Genomic DNA, 20,457 nt, shown 5'->3' on the forward strand with positions numbered 1-20,457 from the left:
ATATAAATTTACTTATCAATTTAACAGAAATGATGAAATTGATGCTATTGGTCTTTGCCATAAAAATGGATGTATTCAACCGAGGGAGGAAAATATGGAAAACCAAGTCAACGATCTCCGCAGCGCCATCGCCTTACTGCGGCGCCACAAAGGCCAGTATATTGAAACCGATCATCCGGTCGATCCCAACGCGGAACTGGCGGGTGTCTACCGCCATATCGGCGCAGGCGGCACGGTAAAACGTCCGACCCGCACGGGTCCGGCCATGATGTTCAATAGCGTTAAGGGCTATCCGGGCTCCCGCATTCTGGTGGGCATGCACGCCAGCCGCGAGCGCGCGGCGCTGCTGTTAGGCTGTGAACCGTCTGAACTGGCAAAACACGTTGGCCATGCGGTGAAAAAGCCGGTCGCACCGGTTGTCGTTCCGGCCTCGCAGGCCCCCTGCCAGGAACAGGTCTTCTACGCTGACGATCCTGACTTCGATCTTCGCAAATTGCTTCCGGCACCGACCAATACGCCAATTGATGCCGGTCCGTTTTTCTGCCTGGGGCTGGTGCTGGCAAGCGATCCGGAAGACAGCTCGCTGACGGATGTCACCATTCACCGCCTCTGCGTGCAGGAGCGCGACGAGCTTTCCATGTTCCTTGCCGCCGGGCGACATATCGAAGTCTTCCGTAAAAAAGCGGAGGATGCCGGAAAACCGCTGCCGGTGACGATCAACATGGGTCTCGACCCCGCCATCTATATCGGCGCATGCTTTGAGGCCCCTACCACGCCGTTTGGCTACAACGAGCTGGGCGTCGCCGGGGCGCTGCGCCAGCAGCCGGTCGAGCTGGTGCAGGGCGTGGCGGTCAAAGAGAAAGCCATCGCACGGGCGGAAATCATCATCGAAGGCGAACTGCTTCCGGGCGTGCGCGTAAGAGAGGATCAGCATACCAACACTGGCCACGCGATGCCGGAGTTCCCGGGCTACTGCGGTGAGGCGAATCCCTCCCTGCCGGTGATCAAAGTGAAAGCCGTGACCATGCGCAACCACGCAATCCTGCAGACGCTGGTGGGACCGGGGGAAGAACATACCACGCTGGCCGGACTGCCGACCGAGGCCAGCATCCGTAATGCCGTTGAAGAGGCAATCCCGGGCTTCCTGCAAAACGTCTATGCCCATACCGCAGGCGGCGGTAAGTTCCTCGGCATATTGCAGGTGAAAAAACGCCAGCCGTCAGACGAAGGACGCCAGGGCCAGGCGGCGCTCATCGCCTTAGCCACCTATTCGGAGCTGAAAAACATTATTCTTGTCGACGAAGATGTGGATATTTTCGACAGCGACGACATCCTGTGGGCGATGACGACGCGCATGCAGGGCGATATGAGCATCACCAATATTCCGGGGATCCGCGGCCACCAGCTGGATCCGTCCCAGTCGCCGGATTACAGCACCTCGATTCGCGGCAACGGCATTTCCTGCAAGACGATCTTCGACTGCACGGTGCCGTGGGCGCTGAAGGACCGCTTCGAGCGCGCGCCGTTTATGGAAGTGGATCCACGTCCGTGGGCGCCGGAGCTGTTTGCCGATAAGAAATAAATTCACGCGCGTATGGCCCGCAGATCATACGCGTATTTTCTTTTCAAGCGTGGCGATATTTTTACCCGCCACGCGTTCAACAGTGAAACGATCGACGCTCAGCAATATGAGCATCAGCCCCCTGCCGCTCTCGAGCAGCGGCGACATTTCGCAGAAACGGTCTCGCCGGGCGATCTCAAGACGCTCCTGCGGGAACGCGTCACCCGCGTCGGTAAAAACAAGGCAGACGTCATTGCCGCGGATGGCGAACTGTACGCTAAAGACGCTCGAATTATCCTCATGAAGCGCGTAGCGGATGATATTCGTTGCCACTTCACAAACGGCGAGATCGAAGGCGAAACGCCACTCGTCATCGACGGGAAGCGCGCTCAGCCTGTCTCTCAGCCAGTCGGACAGCGGCGTCAGGGACGCGATCGCCGCCGGAAATTCAGCATGCTCTGGCCTCTGCATCTACTGCCCCAGCTGTGCAAGCGCGCTATGTTTATCCGGATAGATACGGAAGATGCGATCCATTCGGGTCAGGGTGAACATGTTCATGATCCCGGGGTTCAGAGAGCACAGCGCCATGTCGCCTTTTCCGTTCATCAGCTTAAACAACGACACCAGCATCCCCAGCCCGCTGCTGTCGATGAAATCCACTTTGCTAAAGTCGACGATTAAGGCTTTACGATCGCTGCCGATTTCCTCCGTCACGGACGCTTTAAACGTCGCAGCAACGGAGGCGTCCAGCCGTCGGACCGCGGGCGTGAGAATGTTGGCATGCGGTAATCGTTCGGTGTTAATTATCATTCTGTTCTCCCTGACGCTCAATCACGAGCAGTGACACGTCATCGGTTAAGGCGATCGGTTCATCACGGTTTGCATTGCGCCAGCCGGTCAGGTGGTCACCGAACCGCGGCAGAAGCTGGTCAACGGGGAGCCGGGCATGCTCATGAAGCCAGCGTTCGAGACGTTGCGGGCCAAACTGCTCGCCGCTGACGTTCTCACACTCGGTAATACCGTCACTGAATAAGCATAAGCGATCCCCTGGATGGAGGGTAAACGCGACGTCTTCCCAGCTCAGATCCGGGATTAGCCCGACCGGCGGTCCGCCATCACCCACGGACGTGACGGCGCTGTCCGCATTCACAATGAAGGGAGTAGGATGCCCGGCCTGGCACAGCCACCCTTCACCAGTCTCTGGATCGATCACGCCGTAAATGAGCGTGAAATAACTGGTGATGTCGCTCTCTTCACTGCAAAAGCGGCTGTTCAACATCCTGACAACCTCCGCAGGTGACTGAATCCCCCCCTCTTCGGTAAACAGAAAGCGATCCACCACCCGGCCATGTAAAAACTGGCGAGCCACCGCGAGGGACATCATCGCGGCCCCCACGCCGTGACCCGATACATCAACGCAATAGAATCCCAGATGTGAATCCAGAGGGAAAATATTGAACACATCGCCCGAAACCCAGGCTGACGGCAGGAAAAGCCAGTCGGAGAAGTAGTCGCCATAGCGTAAGCGGCGTGAAGGCAGCACCGAGTGCTGGACGCGCGCAGCCAGTTCCAGATCTTTTTCAATCTGATGCAACGCTTCACTCAGGCGCTTGTTGTGCGCCGCGAGGGTCGCCTCCAGCGTCAGGATACGGACCCCGGCATGAAGCCGCGCCCGCAGTTCAGCCTGCTCAACGGGCTTACTCAAAAAATCATCCGCTCCGGCATCAAACCCCTGCGTCACGTCCCCGGCATTCTCGCGGGCCGTCAACAGGATGATATACACGTAGCGGCCAAACTGACGGTTGCGGATGGTCTGACACAGCGTCAGTCCGTCCATTTCCGGCATTTCCCAGTCGCTTATCACCATGCTGACCGGCTGGCTGGACAAGATTTCCAGCGCGTCGACACCATTTTCCGCCTCGCTCACGATATATCCCCACTGGGTGAGCATTCGGGAGAGTAACCGACGATAAATCAGCGAATCTTCAACGATTAACACGTGCAGCGCCGACATACATCCCTCCTAAAGCGGTAAGAACCAGATGAGGCTCACGGTCCCTTCCCTGAATTTTGCATTCCCGTTGCCGTGCCCCGGATAGCGCGTTCCCGCATAGTTCGCGTACTGGATGGAGAACGAACCCGGCGTATAGCCGGCATAACCGAAGCTGTAGCTGTAATCGCCGTTCCAGGGCTGCTGCTGGCTGCTGTCAGGGAACCAGAATGCCGTCGCGCGAACGAAGAAATGTTGTTTGAAGGTGTAGCCACAGCCGCCGAGCATGACGTTTTTATTTTTGCGGATGTCATCGCTGCTGAGGTCGTAGTAGCGCGGTACCCAGCTGTACCCGACCTGGCAAATGATGGAATCCCCTTTATTAATCAGGAGTGTGTTTTCAACCGGTTTCGGTAGCGAAAACTTATAAGCCAGCGTGAAGGCGCCCTGTTCGAAATAGGTGTGTCGTCGGCTGCCCGATGTCCAGAAATGGTTATCGCCGTAGTTGCTGTAAACCAGACTCACGGTGTTGGCGTGCCAGTCATCGTAGCCGAAGCTGTAGCGAAAATCGGCGGTGTAGCGGCTGGTGTCTCTGACCGGCAGTCGGGACGTAATGTTGGCAAACCAGAAGCTGTAGGGGGAATACTGAAGGCTGAGATTCAGCGTCTGGTTAATCTTTTTCTTTTCCGTGGCGGTGTCTGAACTGTTAGGAATGCTCATCCACTGCTCTTTCAGTCCCGAGCTAAAGCTAAGCGCACCTGAGAATTTCTTGTCGTTACCCGAGAACAGGCGCCCCCAACGGCTGGTAAAAACGCCTGCCTGAACGGGTTCACCGTTCTTATCGCGCAGGGTTTCTTTATCACTGCTTTGCGCCGCCTCCGCGGCGGATATCGCGGCGAGCAGCACGCCCGCCAGAAGCCATTTTTCGCGCATAACCGCCATCCTTAGTTAGGTATCCAGCGTGCGCCGACGTCGTATTTTGCCATCAGCCACAAAATACCCAGTGCCGCCGCATGCACTAACGTGTTCTCTATCCAGGCGTGACGCCATAAATCGAAGGTAATGAACTGACTCACCAGCAGCACCACGTAAACATGCAAAATAAAGGTATAGAGCGAGTGCTGCCCTAGCGGGATGAGGAACCATCCCAGCAGGCGGTTGAGCGGCGTCCAGCAATACGTCAGCACCAGGTAGACGGTGACCATCAGGGCGATATCGTTCAATACCCGCACCGGGCCCAGCCCATTCTTCGCCGCCCAGGTGTGATAAAACGAATTGAAGCTGTCAGGCGGGATGACGTGCATCAGCAGCGCGGGCGGCATAAACGGGTTGGTATGGTTCTGGGCAACAAATCCCAGCACCAGTGACACCATGACCAGCGCCACCACCACCCCTTTGCCCGGGGGCGTCCGGGCGAACGAGAGCAGTTCGGCTTTATACCAGCCGCTGGCCATGCCCAGCACAAAGATGAACTGCCAGGCGAGCAGCGGGAAGGCAAATTCGAATTCCGACGGCGTCAGCCGAAGCGGCCACCGCTGCCACAGGCTGTACACCAGCAGCGACAGCCCTAACAGCCACCAGACTTTTCCTTTCTGCAGCATCCCTAAAAATAGCGGGCTGAGTAGCAGCAAAAAGATATACAGTCCGAGAATTTGCGTCTGGTGGGGGCCGATCTGCAAATAGAGAATAATGTTGAACCAGGTCTCTTTAATTTGCGGCGTCACAGGATAAAGCGACCAGCTTTGACCCGAAAAGCGGTCGGTAAAATGGGTGACCTCGAAAACGTTAATATGTGGGATATAGGCCAGCAGAATAAACGACACTATGATAATGATATTTACGCGATATATTTTCCATGCCCTGAGATAAAGTCCCCAGGAAACCGTAAGCAAAACCACTTTTTGCAGACGCGCGCGATTCAGCATTCCCAGCATAAACCCGGAGAGAATGACAAAGCCTTCTGCACCTGTTGTTAACCCAAAACGCTCCCAAGAGAATATATTAAATATCGACATCACCTCCGTATGCGCCACGACCATCATGACGAGGGCAATGCCGCGCATAAAGTCAATTCTCAGGTCACGGGCACCTGCAACGACATACCTCCATGTCATTGATTTAGCGTCATCTTCTTGCGAAATAGACGGCGCAGCATGGCTCATAGGGTGTCCTTTGCCTGAAAACGAAAATTAAGGTCTAAATAAAGTAGATAGTCTAAAGGAATAGTAACTGCAATTTATCACCGGCAGATGAAACATATTAAGCAGAATTAAATCCAAATTAACCACCACTTCATATTAATAAAAACGACGCTGGACACTTTTATTCGGCGTTCTACACTTATCTTAAATCTTGTTTACTCGCTATTTTCTTTCGCTTTTGGGCAACTGTCTGCGCAGCAGAATGGGTCTGCATTTTCACGGAATCAGGAACGCCGGAACTATGGATTTTTATTTTTCCCGTTTTGAACATCGTCGTCCTCCGGAACCGTTAACAACACCGCGTTGGGTCATGATGACCTGGCAGGTATTAGCGGTCGCGGCACTTATTCTGGGTGCAAATTATATTTACTGGCGCTGGACCGCCTCCCTGAATACTGACGCACTATGGTATGCCATACCGCTGGTCCTCGCCGAAACGCTGGCGTGGATAGGGACCGTGCTGTTTACCATCAATTTATGGAAAGAACAGGATCCCCCCCAGTGTCCGCCCCCCGGCGAAATCAACGAATGCCTGTTTCCGGAAGAGGCCGTAGAACCTCGTCCTGTTAAAGTGGATTTGTTCATTGCCACCTACTCGGAAGACACCGAGCTGGTCAGGCTGTCCATTCGCGACGCCCTGAAGATGGCCTACCCGTACCCGATTGACTACCGGATCCACGTGCTTGATGACGGCCGCCGCCCGGAGATGAAAGCCGTCTGCGACGAGGAAGGCGTTAACTATATCAGCCGCCAGACCAACATCGGCTTTAAGGCCGGCAACCTGCGCAACGGTCTTGAGCAAACCGACGGTGATTTCATAGTTATCTGCGACGCCGATACCCGCGTATTTCCCACCCTTCTCAGCCATACGCTGGGCTATTTTCGCGATCCGGACGTGGCCTGGGTGCAGACGCCGCAGTGGTTCTTCGACCTTCCGGAAGGAGAAAACCTTTCACGCTGGGGCCAGCGAAAAGCCGGAAAAGTGGGCTATGGTCTGGGCTGGCTGATTCAAAAGTGTGTTGGCCCGGTCACCGTAGGCCGCGACCCGTTTTTTAACGATCCGCGCATGTTCTATGACGTGATCCTGCGGCGGCGCAACTGGGCGAACGCGGCTTTCTGCTGCGGCGCGGCCTCCATCCACCGGCGCGAGGCGGTCATGCAGGCCGCGCTGAGAAGCTACGTCTGGTCCGTCGAAGAGGAGATCCATCGCCACACCCGCGACATCCGCGATGAAGATACCCGCGAAGCGCTGCAGGAGGCGATGCGCCCGCACGTGGCGTTTGACACCGAGCTCACCCCCTACAAATTTCACGTCTCCGAAGATATTTACACCTCGGTGCTGCTGCACGGTGACGCCGCGCGACGCTGGCGCTCGGTCATGCATCCGCGGGTGGAGTCGAAGATGCTCTCTCCTCAGGATATGCTGACCTGGATGATCCAGCGCTTTAAATACGCCGCCGGCTCGCTGGATATTTTGTTCCATGACAATATCTTCAGCCGTCGCCGCTTCCGGCTTTCCCTCCCCCAGACGCTGATGTATGCCACCACCTTCTGGTCTTACATGGCCTGCGTGTGGAACACGGTATTTTTAATTTCGCCCATTATCTATCTGTTCACCGGCATTCCGCCGGTATCCGCATGGTCGACGCCGTTCTATCTCCACTTTCTCCCCTTTTTTATCTTCTCTGAACTGGCGTTTATGTTCGGGACATGGGGGATCTCGGCCTGGGACGGCAGGGCCTCTTACCTCTCCTTCTTTTCCATGAACCTGCGCGCGCTCAATACCGTGCTGCGGGGCGAGCAGATCAAATTTCACGTCACGCCAAAAGAGCGGCAGACGGGCCGTTTTCTCTACCTGGTGAAGCCGCAGATTGCCATTGTGGTGCTGACCCTCGCAGGGCTTATCTGGGGCGGTATTCAGGTGGCGCGTGGACAGGTGGACGACCCCTCCGGCTACGTCATCAATATTTTCTGGGGAGGGGTGAACATCGCCGCCATGCTGCCGCTGATTTTCGCGGCCATGTGGACGCCCGCCGAAGAGGATGAGGTCACCCAATGAGGATACGTGATGCCCTGCTGCCCGCGCGCAGCTACCTCACCATTTTGCTCGGGTTCCTGCTCGGCTTTGCCATTGTGGTCTGGGTGGAGAAACAGATGCCCACGCGCGTGGAAAGCAGCGGCGGCATCGCGCTCAGCAAAGACTTCCCGCCGCTGCCTGCGAAACGCGCCCTGACCTATGACGAAGCCATCTGGGCGCGGGTCGCCTGGCAATACTATGTGAATAATACCCAGCCAAACGGGCTGGCGAATGCCAGCGACGGTGAACCCTGGCTGAGCCTCTGGAGCGTGGGAAGCTACCTGTTGGCGACCGCTGCCGCAGAGCAGCTCAACATTATTTCCGCCGATGAGTTCGACGAGAGGATCGGTACGGCCCTGTTCGCGCTGGGGCAGCTGCCGCTCAACGAGCGAGGCCTCCCAGCTGCGTATTACCATGCCGACACCCTGAAAATCCTCGGCAAACCCGACGCCTCGGCAATTGGGCTGAGCCGCCTGCTGACGGCGCTTCAGACCCTCCTGTGGCGCTATCCTCAGCACGCGGCGGCTATCCATGATCTCTTCAGCCTCTGGAACACCGGCGCTCTGATTGAACATAACGTCCAAAGCCAGGCGGCCGTGCCGCTCCATCACTGGACGCTGACCGATGACGAACAGCGGGACAGCTTTGGCTACCGTCTCTATGCCAGCCATACGCTGCGCCTGATTGACAGCACGGCAGGCCTCGCGGTGACCAACCCGCCTGAAGGGCAAAAGATGATCGATCTGGACGGCGTGATGGTGCCGGATGAAGGGCTACGCACGCCCTGGGGCAAGCAAACCTCCCTGATCAGTCTCCCCTACCTGTTAACCGGCCTTGAGCTGGGCTTTGACGCGCAGAGCGCTGAGATTGCGTGGCGGATTATGCAGATCCAGCAGCGACGTCATAGCCTGCGCAGCCCAAAACCCCCTGTCAGCACGGATTACGCCGAACCGGCGCCGGATTACGTCAACGATCTGCCGAACAGGCAGCCGGTACAGGCGCGCAACCTGCGCGACGAGGTGCCGGAGAAAGTGGCGATAACCTCCACCCGCACCGCGTTTGCCTGGTATGCCCTGTTCCGCAACAGCTGGAGCGAAGCGCTGCGCCAGCAGGTTCTGCCGCTTCAGGTACCGGGTAAAGGCTGGCAGCGCGGGTTAAATCTCAACAACAGCGTCAATGCCGTCGTGGACGCCGATACCAATGCCATTGTGCTGGAAAGTCTGTCTTACATCGCGCATGGTCAGATGCTCTGTCTGGCCTGCCTCTACACTTCCCCCTCAGCAGGAGCAACGCCATGAAGCCACGATCCCCGATCCTTTTCCACCTGCTCACGGGAATAACGATCTGCTGGCTGGCGTTATCGACCGTGCGTGCGGACACCGAGCTTCCTGCATCAGGTTACTCCCCGCGCAGCGGCGAGCTGACGGCCCGAGAGATGACCATCGCGAAAAACGCCTGGCAGTATTTCGTCACCAACTATCAGCCCACGACGGGCCTGGTGAATGCGGTCAACAAATTTCCCTCCACCACCATGTGGGACAGCGCCTCCTATCTGGCCGCCCTGACGGCGGCGCGGGAGCTCGGGATCATTGATAAAGCGGAATTTGACCGCCGGATGCTGAAATTTCTCGCCACGTTAAACACCCTGGTACTGTTCCGCAACGAGCTGCCCAACAAGGCCTATAACACCATCAGCGCCCAGAAGGTGGACTACACCAACAAGCCCGGCGAAATTGGCTTCTCGGCGCTGGATATCGGGCGAATGCTGGTCTGGCTGAAAATCGTCAAAGAGCGCTATCCGGAATACGGCAACAGCATTGATAACGTGGTGCTCGGCTGGGATTTCAGCCACGCGATCGACCCCTGCGGCACGCTGTACGGGGCCTATCTCGAGAACGGCCAGCCGAAGTACGTTCAGGAAGGTCGGCTGGGCTATGAAGAGTACGGCGCGGCCGGGTTCCAGCTTTGGGGGTTTAATACCTGTAAAGCCAGCCGTCCGCAGCCTTATGAGCTGGCCGAAATCTACTGCGTGCTGGTCCCGTACGATACGCGCGACCCGCGCAACACGTCGCAGCATAACTACGTGGTGACGGAATCCTACCTGCTCTACGGGCTGGAGTTCGGCTTTGATAAACCGACCGACCGGGATAACGCCCCACGCGACTACTCCCTGACGTGGATGAAAAACTTTGCTGACCGCGTTTATCAGGCTCAGGAGAACCGCTATACCATTACCGGCGTCCTCACCGCGCGCTCCGAGCACCAGCTCGATAAGGCCCCTTACTTCGTCTATGACACCGTCTTCAGCGACGGATACAACTGGAACACCATTACCGATAAAGGCCAGTTCGTCCCCAACGCTGCCGCGATATCGCTGAAGGCGGCGCTGGGCATGTGGGTGCTGTGGAACTCCCCCTATACCGACCGCCTGCTGAATACCATTGAGAATGCCAACGAAGAGGGAAAAGGCTACTACGAAGGGCTGTATGAAAATGGTGACGGCCCGATCAAAGAGTTCACCGCGAACAATAACGGCATCATGCTGGAAGCCCTGCTGTTCAAGAAAGAGGGAAAACTGCTGGCCTTCAACACCGACAACCCAAAGAGCAAGGATTTTGCCCCGTCGCTGTGGGATCGCAAGCTGCTCGATCAGTTTGAAGAGAACAACGCGCTGCGCAGCCGTCCGTTCCTTAGCAGCACACCGGCCGTAAAAAGCTGGTGCGACCGGACCGGCGTCACGCAGCGAACCAAACCCGCCTGTCAGGCCTGTCAGTGCGCGTCATGCAGCGTGGACGAGCCCGTTAAACTGCCTCCGGTGACTGCGCAATGCTTAAAACCTTAGCCAGAGGGCTCGCGGGATTACTCCTTGCAGGCGGGGTCATCTTTGCCCTGTTTGGCCATCAGGGCGCAGGCTGGCGCTGGCTAATCCACGGCGGCTGGCACTCCAGCGCGCGTATCGCCGCCCTGACGCCGGAAGAGCAGACGTGGGCGACGATCGCCTGGCGCTATTTCGTCAATAATACCCAGCCGCAAACGGGCCTGGTCAACGGGAGCGACAAACAGCCTCGCGTCACGCTCTGGCAAATGGGCGATACGCTTATCGCCCTGCTGGCGGCAAAAGAGCTGGGGCTGATTGAGGACGCCGAGTATGACGCTCGCTTAACCCGTCTCATGGGCACCCTTAACCGCCTGATGCTGACCGATGCCCGAACGCCGGGTCGACTCTATTCCAGCCAGACGGCGACGCCAGTCGACTTTAGCGGCAAGCCCAGCAAAAACGGCTGGTCCGCGCGCGACATGGCGCGTCTGATGCTCGCCCTGCGCCTTACCGCAGAGCGGGAGCCGCAGTACAGCGAATACCTGGATAAAATTATCCTGCGCTGGAATTTCTGCCCGGTCATCGATAGCGAAGGCGAGCTATGGTCCTCTTCCCTGCAAAACGGTCAGCCGGTCGTGCGGGAGGAACTGCGGCTGGGCGAAAGTGAATATGCCGCGACGGCGTTTCAGCTGTGGGGATTTTCCCCGGATAAAGCGTTTACGCCCCCGGCGCACCACGTCATCATCGCCCAGCGGCGTCTGGCCGTCGATGCCCGCGATCCGCGCACCACGTGGCAGCCCTCTCTGATTACCACCCTTCCCTATATGCTGCCGGGCCTGGAGTTTGGCTGGGAGCCAGAAGGCGTTGCGGCCGATCTGCAACAGCGTCTGCGCAAGCAGGCCGAAAACGTCTGGCTGAGCCAGAAGACCCGCTGGGAGACCGACAAAATCCTGACGGCCAGGGCAGATTTCACGCTCTCTCAGGCGCCCTGGCATATCCAGGATACCGTCTGGGGAAATGGCTATGCCTGGAACTCTGTCGGAGACGATGGCCGGGACTACACCCGTTTCGCGCAGGTATCGACCAAAGCGGTTTTTGCCCTGTGGGCCCTGTGGGACACCCCGTACACGGACGTGCTGATGACGGTCACCAAACACCTTAACGATCCGCAGAAAGGCTGGTATGAAGGCCGTCAGGAAGCCACGGGCGATACCAACGCTGCCTTAACCCTCTCGACCAACGCCACGGTGCTGGAAGCCCTCTTCTTTAAACACAACGCCGGGCCTCTGTTTGACGTGCGTCGGTCGAAGAAAGAGAGCTACTTCTCACGCCGTCTGGCGGAGCAATACACGCCCATCGGACACTGTCTGCCGGGCGAAAGCACCCTAAGGAGGACGCCGTGAAGTTCTATCGCGATCTGTTTGAATCCAGTCTGAACCGCGTCTTTCCGAATAATGAAAAAACCGCGTTTTTTCAGACGTTCTATGACGCCTTCGTCCATATGTCACCCGAAACCGAGGCGCATTTTTCTCGTCTGCCGGATCGGGAGGGCCAGCAGACCCTGTTTAAAAGCTTCTTCGCCATGCTTGCGGTCGACGGCGCCCTGATCGTCCCTGATTTTCTCGAGCGCCTGGCGCGGGAGCAAAGCGACGACGGCCTCCACCTTCCCCCGCGTTTTTTTGCCCTTTGGCGCGAAGCGATGTTGAACGCGGTGAGCCTGCGCGATCCGCAGTGCGACGATGAGATCCTCACCGCCTGGGCCATGGCGATCGCGCCCGGGCTGGAATACCTTCGCCGACAGGCAGAACTGCACTACCGCGCGTAGGGGGAATCACGATGAGTTCATTCACGTACGATCTTAACGCGCTGCCGGCCGCCGTCATGATTTATGACCGCGAGGAACGCCTGCAGGCCTGGAATCACAACGTTGCCCTTTTTTATCCGGTCATAACCCCGTGGCTAACGGTGGGAACCACTCTTGAAGCGCTGGCGGAACGCTTTATCGACGCCGTTTACAACGTCGATCCCGGCCTGCGCCAGACGCTGCGCGAGTCGATCGTGCGCAACTGTCGGCAGGATAAACACTGCGAGGTGCGCCAGGCGGGCCAGCGGCGGATCTTCGTCCAGCATCAGCGGCTTGCGGACGGCGGTATTGTCAGCCTGCACAGCGATGTTACGGAGCTGGATGAAGCACAGCGCGCGCGCCACCAGCTGCATGACGACTTTCTGCTGACGGCGGAATCCATTCATATCGGGATTTGGGACTGGCAGGTTTCCGGCGACACACTCCAGGTCAACGATACCCTGCTTGCCATGCTGGGCCAGTCGCGCACACAGTGGCGATATCCGGTGCGTTTTCTCCTCAATCAGGTCCACGAGGACGATCGCGCAGCGCTACGCAAGGCGCTGCACGCTTCGAAGCAGGATCATCGTCCGGTCTTTGAATGTGAAATTCGCGTGCATCACCCTACCGAAGGACTGCGCTGGATGCTGCTGTCCGGCCAGGTGGTTACGCTCTCCATTGAGGGAAACGCAGAGCGCGTTATTGGCACGCTGCAGGATATTACGCGGCGCAAAGAGGCTGAAATTCAGGCGTTCGCCTCGGCCATTGAGGCACAAAAAGCCAATGAGGCAAAAAGCGCGTTCCTGGCGAATATGAGCCATGAAATTCGTACCCCTATGAACGGCATTATTGGCATGACCCAGCTGTGCCTGGATACGTCTCTGAGCGCCGATCAGCGCGACTATCTGACCCTGGTGATGAGCTCTGCCCAGTCTCTGCTGCATATCATCAACGATATTCTCGACTTTTCCCGAATTGAAGCCGGCAAAGTGGAGCTGGAGTCGGAACCCGTACCTGTCCGCCCCTTTATTCAGTCGCTCATTCGCCCGCACATGCCGGGGGCGAGCGAAAAAGGCATTGAGCTGCTGGTTGATATTGCGCCCGACGTTCCCGACGTGCTGCTGGTTGACGGCGCGCGGCTGCGCCAAATCCTGACCAATCTGCTGGGCAACGCGCTGAAATTTACCCATCAGGGAGAAGTTATCCTGGTTGTTGAGCCCGGCGATAGCGCGAATCGATGGCGTTTTCGCGTGCGCGACAGCGGCATTGGCATACCGGCAGATAAGCAGAAGGCCATTTTTGAAGCCTTCAGCCAGGCGGATAACTCAACCACCCGCCGCTATGGCGGTACGGGGCTCGGGCTAACCATCTCGGCAAGACTGGTTGCGGCCATGGGGGGCGAATTAACGGTCTCCAGCGAGCCGGGAAAAGGCAGCGAATTTTCGTTCTCGCTGCCCCTGGCGGCGCAGATCCTTGCGCCCGGAGAGCGCCCACATAGCCAGCGCTTTAACGGTGAACCCGTACTGGTGGTTGATGATAACGCGACCAACCTGCGGCTGCTGGCCGCGATGCTCAGCCAGATGGGACTGAAACCCACCTGCGTTAACAACGCCAGCGAGGCCATTGACCGGGTTAGAACGGGAACGGCGTGGCCCCTGATCCTGCTGGACGCGCAGATGCCGGATATGGACGGCGTGTCTCTGGCCCTTGAGCTTTCGGTTCTGCCACAGGTTGCTGAAAGCCATATCATCATGCTGAGCTCCATGAGCCGACATTTTGATATCAATATGCTGAAGCGGATCGGAATCAAGAACTATCTGCATAAGCCTATCGCCCAGGATGAATTACATCAGGCGATTGCCGCCGCGTTTGAACGTTCGCCAGCACCCGTGGGTGAAAGCACGCCCGCGCCTGTCGCCTCGCCTGCAGCCACGGGACTGCGGATCCTGCTGGCTGAAGATAATATGGTCAACCAGAAGGTCGCCGCGCGCCTGCTCGAGCGGCTCGGCCATAGCTGTCAGATCGTCGACAATGGCGTCGCGCTGCTGGAACGCTGGCGCGCGGATGCGTGGGACGTTTTACTGATCGACCTTCAGATGCCAGAGATGGACGGTGAGACCGCCATTCGCCTGCTTCGTGAAGAAGAGCAGTCCCGGCCCGGACCGCCTCAACCCACCGTCGCCATGACCGCACACGCCATGCAGGGGGATAAAGAGCGCTGCCTGAACATGGGGTTCGACGGCTATATTGCCAAACCCATCAGCCAGGAGCGTCTCGCTGAAGAGATTGCCCGCGTGCTCCAGTACCACGAAGACGCCTCCGGTTTTCCGGATGAAGCACGCCTGCTGAAGCAGTGCGCTGACGATCCCCCCCTGGTACAGGAGCTGCTGGCCCTGTTTGGCGAAGGGCTAAATGAAGCAATCAAAACCATTACCCAGGCGATCGACAGCAACGACCGCGAGGCGCTGCGACGCGCGGCCCACAAGCTGCGCGGAGAAGCCGTCACCCTGGACTTCAGCACGCTCGCACAGCAGCTGCAGGTGCTGGAAAGCGACGCGCATACGCTGGATGGGCGCCAGCTTGCGGCCCTGAAAGAAAATCTTCGCCAGGAATCGCTGCGCCTGATGGCGTGGCTCAACGCGCGCGGGGTAAACAAATGAACGCTCGCAACTGCACGCTGCTCGTTGCCCTGTTGACCACCCACGCGGTGGCGAATTCTGCGCCGGTCAGCTGGTCTCTGGCCGGAGAATGGCAGGTTCAGGATGCCAATGACAGCGCACATCCTGCCGCATCAGGCTGGCATCCGCTTCAGGTTCCTGCCAACTGGTACAGCGCCGGGTACGATCATCAGGGTGCGCTGTGGTACAAGCACGCCTTTACCCTGCCCGTGCAGCCCCCCGACGTGATGAGTACCCTGGTGTTTGACGGCGTCGATTACCTGGCAGAGGTGACCCTGAACGGCCAGCCGCTGGGCAAGCATGAGGGCTACTTTCAGCGCTTTTCGCTGGACGCCAGCCCGGCGTTACAACGTCACAATCGGCTCATCGTCAGGGTAGACAGCCCCTACGAAGATCCGCACAAGATCTGGCCGTTGCATAAAACGGTCATGAAGGGGGTTCTGAATCAGCATGACACGCGTCCCGGTGGCGCCTGGTCGCCGGAAGGACAGGACGCTAACTCGGGCGGCATCTGGGCACCGGTCCGGCTGCACCTTAGCCGGGGCGCCACCCTTGATGAGACCATCCTGCGGCCCGACTGGTCACAGGGGCTGACTCGCCCGACGCTAAAAGCGGAGATTCGCTATCGCGCGCTCGATCAGGGCCCGGCGACCGTGCGGCTCACCGCCACGCCCGCCAACTTCAGCGGCAGGCCCTATCAGGCTGACTTTCCGGTTACTCTCGAAAGCGGTGCCCATTCCGTGCAGGTGACGCTGCCCATGCCGAAGGCAAAGCTGTGGTGGCCGATCGGCACGGGGAAACCCCACCTGTATACCGTTCGCGTGGCGTTGCGAGATGCAAACGGCTTAATGGACACGGCGGTAACCCGCACCGGGCTGCGCAAAATAGTCGAGCAGCCCGACAATAAGGGCTGGCTCATAAACGACAGGCGCCTTTTTATTAAGGGCAGCAATTACATCGGTTCCCCCTGGCTCGGCACCATGACGCGGAAAAAATACCGACGCGACCTTCGTCTGGTGGAAGCCATGAACGCCAACGCCATACGCGTGCACGGACACGTTGCCGGACGTGCGTTGTATGACGTGGCCGATGAGATGGGCATGATGATCTGGCAGGATGTTCCGCTGCAGTGGGGCTACAACAACAGTGCGGCTTTCACGGAAAATGCGGTTCGACAGACGCGGGAGATGATCGAACAGTTTGGCAATTCCCCCGCCATCATCGTCTGGGGCGGGCATAACGAACCGCCGTGGAACTCGCCGTGGATGGAAAAACGCTTCCCGGACTGGAATAAAGATCTGAATCGCGAGCTCACGCAAAAGGTGGCGGATACGCTTGCCGAAGATACCTCCCGCATCGTGCACCGCTTCTCCGCCGTTGAGGAGCATTACTGGGCGGGCTGGTACTTCGGCACCGTGCGCGACCTGCTTGCCCCAGCCAAAACGGGGATCATTACCGAGTTCGGCGCGCAGGCGCTTCCCCGCCTGTCAACGCTAAAAACCATCATCCCGGCGGCGTCGCTCTGGCCAAAAACGACTGCCGCCGACGATCCCGGCTGGACCGTCTGGAAATACCATAATTTTCAGCCCTTCCAGACCTTTAAGTTCGCCGGTATTTCGCGCGGGAAGAATATTCAGGCGATGATACGCAATACCCAGGCGTACCAGTCTCAGCTGGTGGCCACGGCGGCCGAAAGCTATCGCCGACAGCGATACCAGCCGGTGACGGCCCTGTTCCACTTTATGTTTGTGGAAACCTGGCCCTCCATCAACTGGGGCGTAGTGGACTACCTTCGTAAACCTAAAGCCGGGTTTTACGCGCTCAAGCGCGCGTATCAGCCTGTTTTGCCGTCTATCGAACCGGTCACCGCGCAGTGGCAATCCGGCGCGGCGGCGACCGTGCGCCTCTGGGCCATCAACGACACCTGGAAACCGTGCAGCGAATGCCGCCTGACCTGGCGTATCACGCAGCGCGACAAGGTGCTGGCTAAAGGCACAACGACGATGACGATCGCAGCAGACTCGGGAACGATGGTCAAAACGCTGACGGCTACGCCCGTGGGCCAGGACGACGTGTCGATTCGGTTTACGATTGAAAACAGCGCGGGAAAAATTGTCGGTGAAAATCAGCGCACGGAGTCCGTCATAAAGTGAGCGAGGGGAAAAGGAAAATTGCCGCTTCCCCTGCTTTCTTGTACCCTTTCAGCGTTTACCCCAATCCCCAAAAAATCGAGACATCCGGACGCCTATGACTGCACATATTTCCAAAGATCCTTTACATGGCGTAACGCTGGAGATGATGGTCAACGCCCTGGTGGCGAAGTATGGCTGGAGCGAATTGGGCGACCGCATCAAAATTAACTGTTTCAGAAAAGATCCCAGCGTTAAATCGAGCCTGAAATTCCTGCGCCGCACCCCGTGGGCGCGCGCGGAAGTTGAAGCCCTGTATCTGGACTCCCTCAACGATGAGGAAAGCGCAGAACAGGCGGCGCCCGCCTTTAATCCCTGGGCTAACAGTCGGATTATCAAGAGCTAATACGCAAATGACGCGACACGTAAAACGGATCGGTGCGCTGGCTGCCTGCGCGCTTTTACTTGTAAGCTGCTCCTCAAAACCACCTAAATCACTGGTTACCCCTCTTCCCACCGCCAGCAAACCGACGCAGCAGGCAAACGAGCCGATGCGCGGGGTCTGGCTGGCGACCGTCTCTCGTCTCGACTGGCCGCCGGTGGCCTCGGTGAACGGCCGCAGCGCCGACCAGCGCATCACCATGCAAAAGCAGGCGCTGATCGGCAAGCTCGACAACCTTAAGCGCCTCGGGATTAACACCGTATTTTTCCAGGTGAAGCCGGACAGCACCGCGCTCTGGTCATCAAAAATTCTACCGTGGTCAGATATGCTGACGGGCAACATCGGCGAATATCCGGGTTACGACCCGCTGCAGTTTATGCTGGATGAAGCGCACAAGCGCGGCATGAAGGTTCATGCCTGGTTCAACCCTTACCGCGTGTCGACCAATACTAAGCCCTCAACCATCGCCGCCCTGAACCGGACTTCATATCTGACCCCGTCCAGCGTTTATGTTCAGCACCCGGAATGGGTACGCGTCTCCGGCGATCGTTTTGTTCTCGACCCGGGCATTCCCGAAGTGCGCGACTGGATAACCAAAGTGGTGACCGAAGTGGTGGCGAACTACCCGGTAGACGGCGTGCAGTTTGATGATTACTTTTACGCTGAATCGCCGGGATCCGCGCTCAACGACGCGCAAACCTGGCGGCAGTACGGCCAGGGATTTGCCTCAAAAGCCGACTGGCGCAGACACAACACACAGCAGCTGATCGTGCAGGTGTCCCGCGCGATCAAGCAGACCAGGCCCAACGTGGAGTTTGGCGTCAGCCCGGCGGGCGTGTGGCGGAACCGCTCCTTTGACCCGGCGGGTTCGGACACGCGCGGCGCCGCGGCCTACGATGAATCCTACGCCGATACGCGTCAGTGGGTGCAGCAGGGCCTGCTGGACTACATTGCCCCGCAGATATACTGGCCCTTCTCCCGGGACGCCGCGCGCTACGACGTGCTGACCAAATGGTGGGCCGACGTCGTCAAGCCGACCCACACCCGCCTGTATATCGGCATTGCGTTCTACAAGGTGGGCGAACCGTCGAAGAATGAGCCGGACTGGACGGTACAGGGCGGCGTGCCGGAGCTGAAAAAACAGCTCGACCTTAACGATTCGCTGCCCAACGTGAACGGCACCATCCTGTTCCGGGAAGATTACCTGAACCAGCCGCAGACCCAGCAGGCGGTGAACTACCTCAAAGGACGCTGGGGTAGCTAAGTGACTATCAGGCAGAAACACCCCGTTTCTGCCTGATTTCTTAAGGCTTCGGCCCGAACATTGCCTCAAGCTGCTGCGCGTCCGGCATGCCGACCACCTGCTGCAGTTCGTTTTCCGCATTCAGATAGTAAATGGCCGGCGTGGCGTTTGCGCCCAGGCTGTCCATCAGCGCCTGATGTTTTTGCAGGATCGCTACCGTTTCGCGGGAAGCCTCGCCTTCAGGCTTGGGTAATTTTTTACCGCCGGAGAGCTCATACTCGCGCCAGGCCGAAACCGGATCTTTCGCATTCAGGATCGCAGAGGCGTTGCGCCCGCTGTTGGGGTTAAGAAACGCCACCAGCAGCGTGTTGAGCTGAACCTTGCCCGCCTTCACCCACGGCTGCGCTTCAGCCCAGAACTGCTTGCAGTACGGGCAGAACGGATCGGCGAAGACGAAGACCTTACGCGGGGCGTTATCTGCCCCTTCCTTCAGGGGATGCGCCGCGTTGAGGTTCTTCCACATCTCGCGCCCCATCGGAGCGTAGATCTCTTTCTGAAAATAGCCTTCGCTGAGGTTTTTTCCTTTTTCATCGTACAGATAGCCCGAGATGACGTGCTTGCCGTCCGGCGTTAAAAACAGCGTCACGCCCATGTCCTGATATTGCCCCAGCCAGGCCGGTGCGCCGCCGGGGGCATCCAGTTTCTTAATGATTTTGATCTGCTGCTGCTCGCTGAACTGCTTCACCACATCCGGTATGGCATCAGCGGCCTGGGTCAGCCCTGAGGTCGCCAGCGCCGAAAGTAACAGTAATTTTTTCATTTCCCTCTCCGGTTTGTCGGGGGCATTCCGCCCCCTTCAGGTTAGCGGTTTTTCAGTGCGTCACTGACCATTTCGTCGAACTGTTCAAAAGGAACCCAGCCGGGCAGTAGCCCTTCGCCGATAAGCGTGGCGGGCGTGCCCTGAATTCCCATTTTTTCCGCGACGATCAGGCTGCGTTTGATCGACACCATGCTCTCATCATCCGGCGCGGTGACGCTCACCCCCGCCCGCTTTTGCGCCTCCTGAATGGTGGCGTCATCGTGATATCCCTTTTTTGCCATCAGGGTATGGTTAAATTTCATAAACTGCTCGGGATGCGCGCGCCAGACGGTTAACGCATCGCGCGCGGCGGTCAGCGAACTTTCCGAGCGGAAAGGTAAAAACTTAAAGACCACCGCCACATCAGGGTGTTTTTCGACGATCTTCTCCAGGTAAGGATCGAATTTCTTACAGTACGGGCAGTTATAGTCGGTAAACACCACCAGGGTAAGCTTTGGGTTTTTCGCGCCAATACGCGGCGAATCCGGATCGTTAAACAGGAAATCAGCGATCATCTTCTGCGCGCGCTGTTCCTGGTCCGGCGTCAGCGGCTGGGCTGCCATGACCTGAGCCGAGGCCAGCAGGAGCATAAGCGTAATAAGGAATTTTTTCATAA

17 protein-coding genes are annotated in these 20,457 nt (G+C 58.0%); 10 read left to right on the forward strand and 7 right to left on the reverse strand.

Features of this window, described 5'->3' with window-relative positions; genetic code table 11:
* Positions 1-94: 94 nt before the first annotated feature.
* On the forward strand, positions 95-1,582 hold the full coding sequence (locus IM291_RS11800) for a UbiD family decarboxylase (RefSeq protein WP_192986935.1): 1,488 nt from the start codon (positions 95-97) through the stop codon (positions 1,580-1,582).
* A gap of 24 nt (positions 1,583-1,606) precedes the next feature.
* Here the strand turns inward: IM291_RS11800 and IM291_RS11805 are convergent, their stop codons facing one another.
* From IM291_RS11805 to opgC, 5 genes are read right to left on the reverse strand one after another with little or no spacing between them, the layout of a single operon-like run.
* The gene (locus IM291_RS11805) at positions 1,607-2,032 is read right to left on the reverse strand and encodes an ATP-binding protein (protein ID WP_048999588.1); all 426 of its coding nucleotides are present in this window, start codon (positions 2,030-2,032) and stop codon (positions 1,607-1,609) included.
* A complete protein-coding gene (locus IM291_RS11810) occupies positions 2,033-2,371 on the reverse strand; it encodes an STAS domain-containing protein (RefSeq protein WP_028013194.1) in 339 nt (112 codons plus the stop codon).
* The gene (locus tag IM291_RS11815; RefSeq protein ID WP_028013195.1) at positions 2,361-3,575 is read right to left on the reverse strand and encodes a PP2C family protein-serine/threonine phosphatase; all 1,215 of its coding nucleotides are present in this window, start codon (positions 3,573-3,575) and stop codon (positions 2,361-2,363) included. Before IM291_RS11815 ends, IM291_RS11810 begins: the two co-directional genes overlap by 11 nt.
* 9 nt (positions 3,576-3,584) lie before the next feature.
* Complete coding sequence (locus tag IM291_RS11820) at positions 3,585-4,484, reverse strand: hypothetical protein (RefSeq protein WP_192986937.1); 900 nt, start codon at positions 4,482-4,484, stop codon at positions 3,585-3,587.
* Positions 4,485-4,495: 11 nt separating this feature from the next.
* Positions 4,496-5,713: an OpgC domain-containing protein gene (gene opgC / locus IM291_RS11825; protein WP_049137977.1), complete on the reverse strand. Its 1,218-nt coding sequence runs from the start codon at positions 5,711-5,713 to the stop codon at positions 4,496-4,498.
* 280 nt (positions 5,714-5,993) lie between these two features.
* On the opposite strand from opgC, the gene IM291_RS11830 reads away from it, so the two are divergent.
* The 9 genes from IM291_RS11830 (at position 5,994) to IM291_RS11870 (ending at position 19,003) form a co-directional block, all read left to right on the forward strand.
* Entirely contained in the window at positions 5,994-7,811 is a 1,818-nt protein-coding gene (locus IM291_RS11830) for a glycosyltransferase (RefSeq protein ID WP_192986939.1), read from the forward strand.
* Entirely contained in the window at positions 7,808-9,127 is a 1,320-nt protein-coding gene (locus tag IM291_RS11835) for a DUF3131 domain-containing protein (RefSeq protein WP_063154121.1), read from the forward strand. Before IM291_RS11830 ends, IM291_RS11835 begins: the two co-directional genes overlap by 4 nt.
* Positions 9,124-10,671 carry a DUF3131 domain-containing protein gene (locus IM291_RS11840; protein ID WP_059357567.1) on the forward strand — a complete coding sequence of 516 codons (1,548 nt, stop codon included), beginning with the start codon at positions 9,124-9,126 and terminating at the stop codon, positions 10,669-10,671. The genes IM291_RS11835 and IM291_RS11840 overlap by 4 nt, the downstream gene beginning before the upstream one ends.
* Positions 10,656-12,050: a DUF3131 domain-containing protein gene (locus IM291_RS11845; RefSeq protein WP_041909922.1), complete on the forward strand. Its 1,395-nt coding sequence runs from the start codon at positions 10,656-10,658 to the stop codon at positions 12,048-12,050. Before IM291_RS11840 ends, IM291_RS11845 begins: the two co-directional genes overlap by 16 nt.
* Positions 12,047-12,472, forward strand: a complete 426-nt coding sequence (locus IM291_RS11850; protein WP_028013202.1) for a hypothetical protein — start codon at positions 12,047-12,049, stop codon at positions 12,470-12,472. Before IM291_RS11845 ends, IM291_RS11850 begins: the two co-directional genes overlap by 4 nt.
* 11 nt (positions 12,473-12,483) lie before the next feature.
* Positions 12,484-15,150, forward strand: a complete 2,667-nt coding sequence (locus tag IM291_RS11855) for a PAS domain-containing hybrid sensor histidine kinase/response regulator (protein ID WP_192986941.1) — start codon at positions 12,484-12,486, stop codon at positions 15,148-15,150.
* Positions 15,147-17,321, forward strand: a complete 2,175-nt coding sequence (locus tag IM291_RS11860; protein ID WP_192986943.1) for a glycoside hydrolase family 2 TIM barrel-domain containing protein — start codon at positions 15,147-15,149, stop codon at positions 17,319-17,321. Before IM291_RS11855 ends, IM291_RS11860 begins: the two co-directional genes overlap by 4 nt.
* A 94-nt stretch (positions 17,322-17,415) precedes the next feature.
* Positions 17,416-17,703, forward strand: a complete 288-nt coding sequence (locus IM291_RS11865) for a VF530 family DNA-binding protein (RefSeq protein ID WP_041909918.1) — start codon at positions 17,416-17,418, stop codon at positions 17,701-17,703.
* 7 nt (positions 17,704-17,710) lie between these two features.
* Positions 17,711-19,003, forward strand: coding sequence for a glycoside hydrolase family 10 protein (locus tag IM291_RS11870; RefSeq protein ID WP_028013206.1), 1,293 nt, complete (start codon positions 17,711-17,713; stop codon positions 19,001-19,003).
* 40 nt (positions 19,004-19,043) lie between these two features.
* On the opposite strand, the gene dsbG is transcribed toward IM291_RS11870, so the two are convergent.
* Both dsbG and IM291_RS11880 read right to left on the reverse strand, forming a co-directional pair.
* Positions 19,044-19,802, reverse strand: coding sequence for a thiol:disulfide interchange protein DsbG (gene dsbG / locus IM291_RS11875; RefSeq protein WP_192986945.1), 759 nt, complete (start codon positions 19,800-19,802; stop codon positions 19,044-19,046).
* Positions 19,803-19,843: 41 nt separating this feature from the next.
* The gene (locus tag IM291_RS11880; protein WP_192986947.1) at positions 19,844-20,455 is read right to left on the reverse strand and encodes a DsbA family protein; all 612 of its coding nucleotides are present in this window, start codon (positions 20,453-20,455) and stop codon (positions 19,844-19,846) included.
* Between the last annotated feature and the right edge of the window lie 2 nt (positions 20,456-20,457).

Source organism: Enterobacter cloacae complex sp. P27C (assembly GCF_014895705.1).
Lineage (GTDB): Bacteria > Pseudomonadota > Gammaproteobacteria > Enterobacterales > Enterobacteriaceae > Enterobacter > Enterobacter bugandensis.

Bases quoted from the DNA above. Each gene is read 5' to 3' on its own strand.
- IM291_RS11865 (WP_041909918.1), top strand. From the start codon at position 17,416: ATGACTGCACATATTTCCAAAGATCCTTTACATGGCGTAACGCTGGAG.
- IM291_RS11855 (WP_192986941.1), top strand. From the start codon at position 12,484: ATGAGTTCATTCACGTACGATCTTAACGCGCTGCCGGCCGCCGTCATG.
- IM291_RS11815 (WP_028013195.1), bottom strand. From the start codon at position 3,575: ATGTCGGCGCTGCACGTGTTAATCGTTGAAGATTCGCTGATTTATCGT.
- IM291_RS11835 (WP_063154121.1), top strand. From the start codon at position 7,808: ATGAGGATACGTGATGCCCTGCTGCCCGCGCGCAGCTACCTCACCATT.
- IM291_RS11845 (WP_041909922.1), top strand. From the start codon at position 10,656: ATGCTTAAAACCTTAGCCAGAGGGCTCGCGGGATTACTCCTTGCAGGC.
- IM291_RS11800 (WP_192986935.1), top strand. From the start codon at position 95: ATGGAAAACCAAGTCAACGATCTCCGCAGCGCCATCGCCTTACTGCGG.
- IM291_RS11840 (WP_059357567.1), top strand. From the start codon at position 9,124: ATGAAGCCACGATCCCCGATCCTTTTCCACCTGCTCACGGGAATAACG.
- IM291_RS11810 (WP_028013194.1), bottom strand. From the start codon at position 2,371: ATGATAATTAACACCGAACGATTACCGCATGCCAACATTCTCACGCCC.
- dsbG (WP_192986945.1), bottom strand. From the start codon at position 19,802: ATGAAAAAATTACTGTTACTTTCGGCGCTGGCGACCTCAGGGCTGACC.
- IM291_RS11860 (WP_192986943.1), top strand. From the start codon at position 15,147: ATGAACGCTCGCAACTGCACGCTGCTCGTTGCCCTGTTGACCACCCAC.
- IM291_RS11805 (WP_048999588.1), bottom strand. From the start codon at position 2,032: ATGCAGAGGCCAGAGCATGCTGAATTTCCGGCGGCGATCGCGTCCCTG.
- IM291_RS11830 (WP_192986939.1), top strand. From the start codon at position 5,994: ATGGATTTTTATTTTTCCCGTTTTGAACATCGTCGTCCTCCGGAACCG.
- IM291_RS11870 (WP_028013206.1), top strand. From the start codon at position 17,711: ATGACGCGACACGTAAAACGGATCGGTGCGCTGGCTGCCTGCGCGCTT.
- IM291_RS11880 (WP_192986947.1), bottom strand. From the start codon at position 20,455: ATGAAAAAATTCCTTATTACGCTTATGCTCCTGCTGGCCTCGGCTCAG.
- IM291_RS11820 (WP_192986937.1), bottom strand. From the start codon at position 4,484: ATGCGCGAAAAATGGCTTCTGGCGGGCGTGCTGCTCGCCGCGATATCC.
- opgC (WP_049137977.1), bottom strand. From the start codon at position 5,713: ATGAGCCATGCTGCGCCGTCTATTTCGCAAGAAGATGACGCTAAATCA.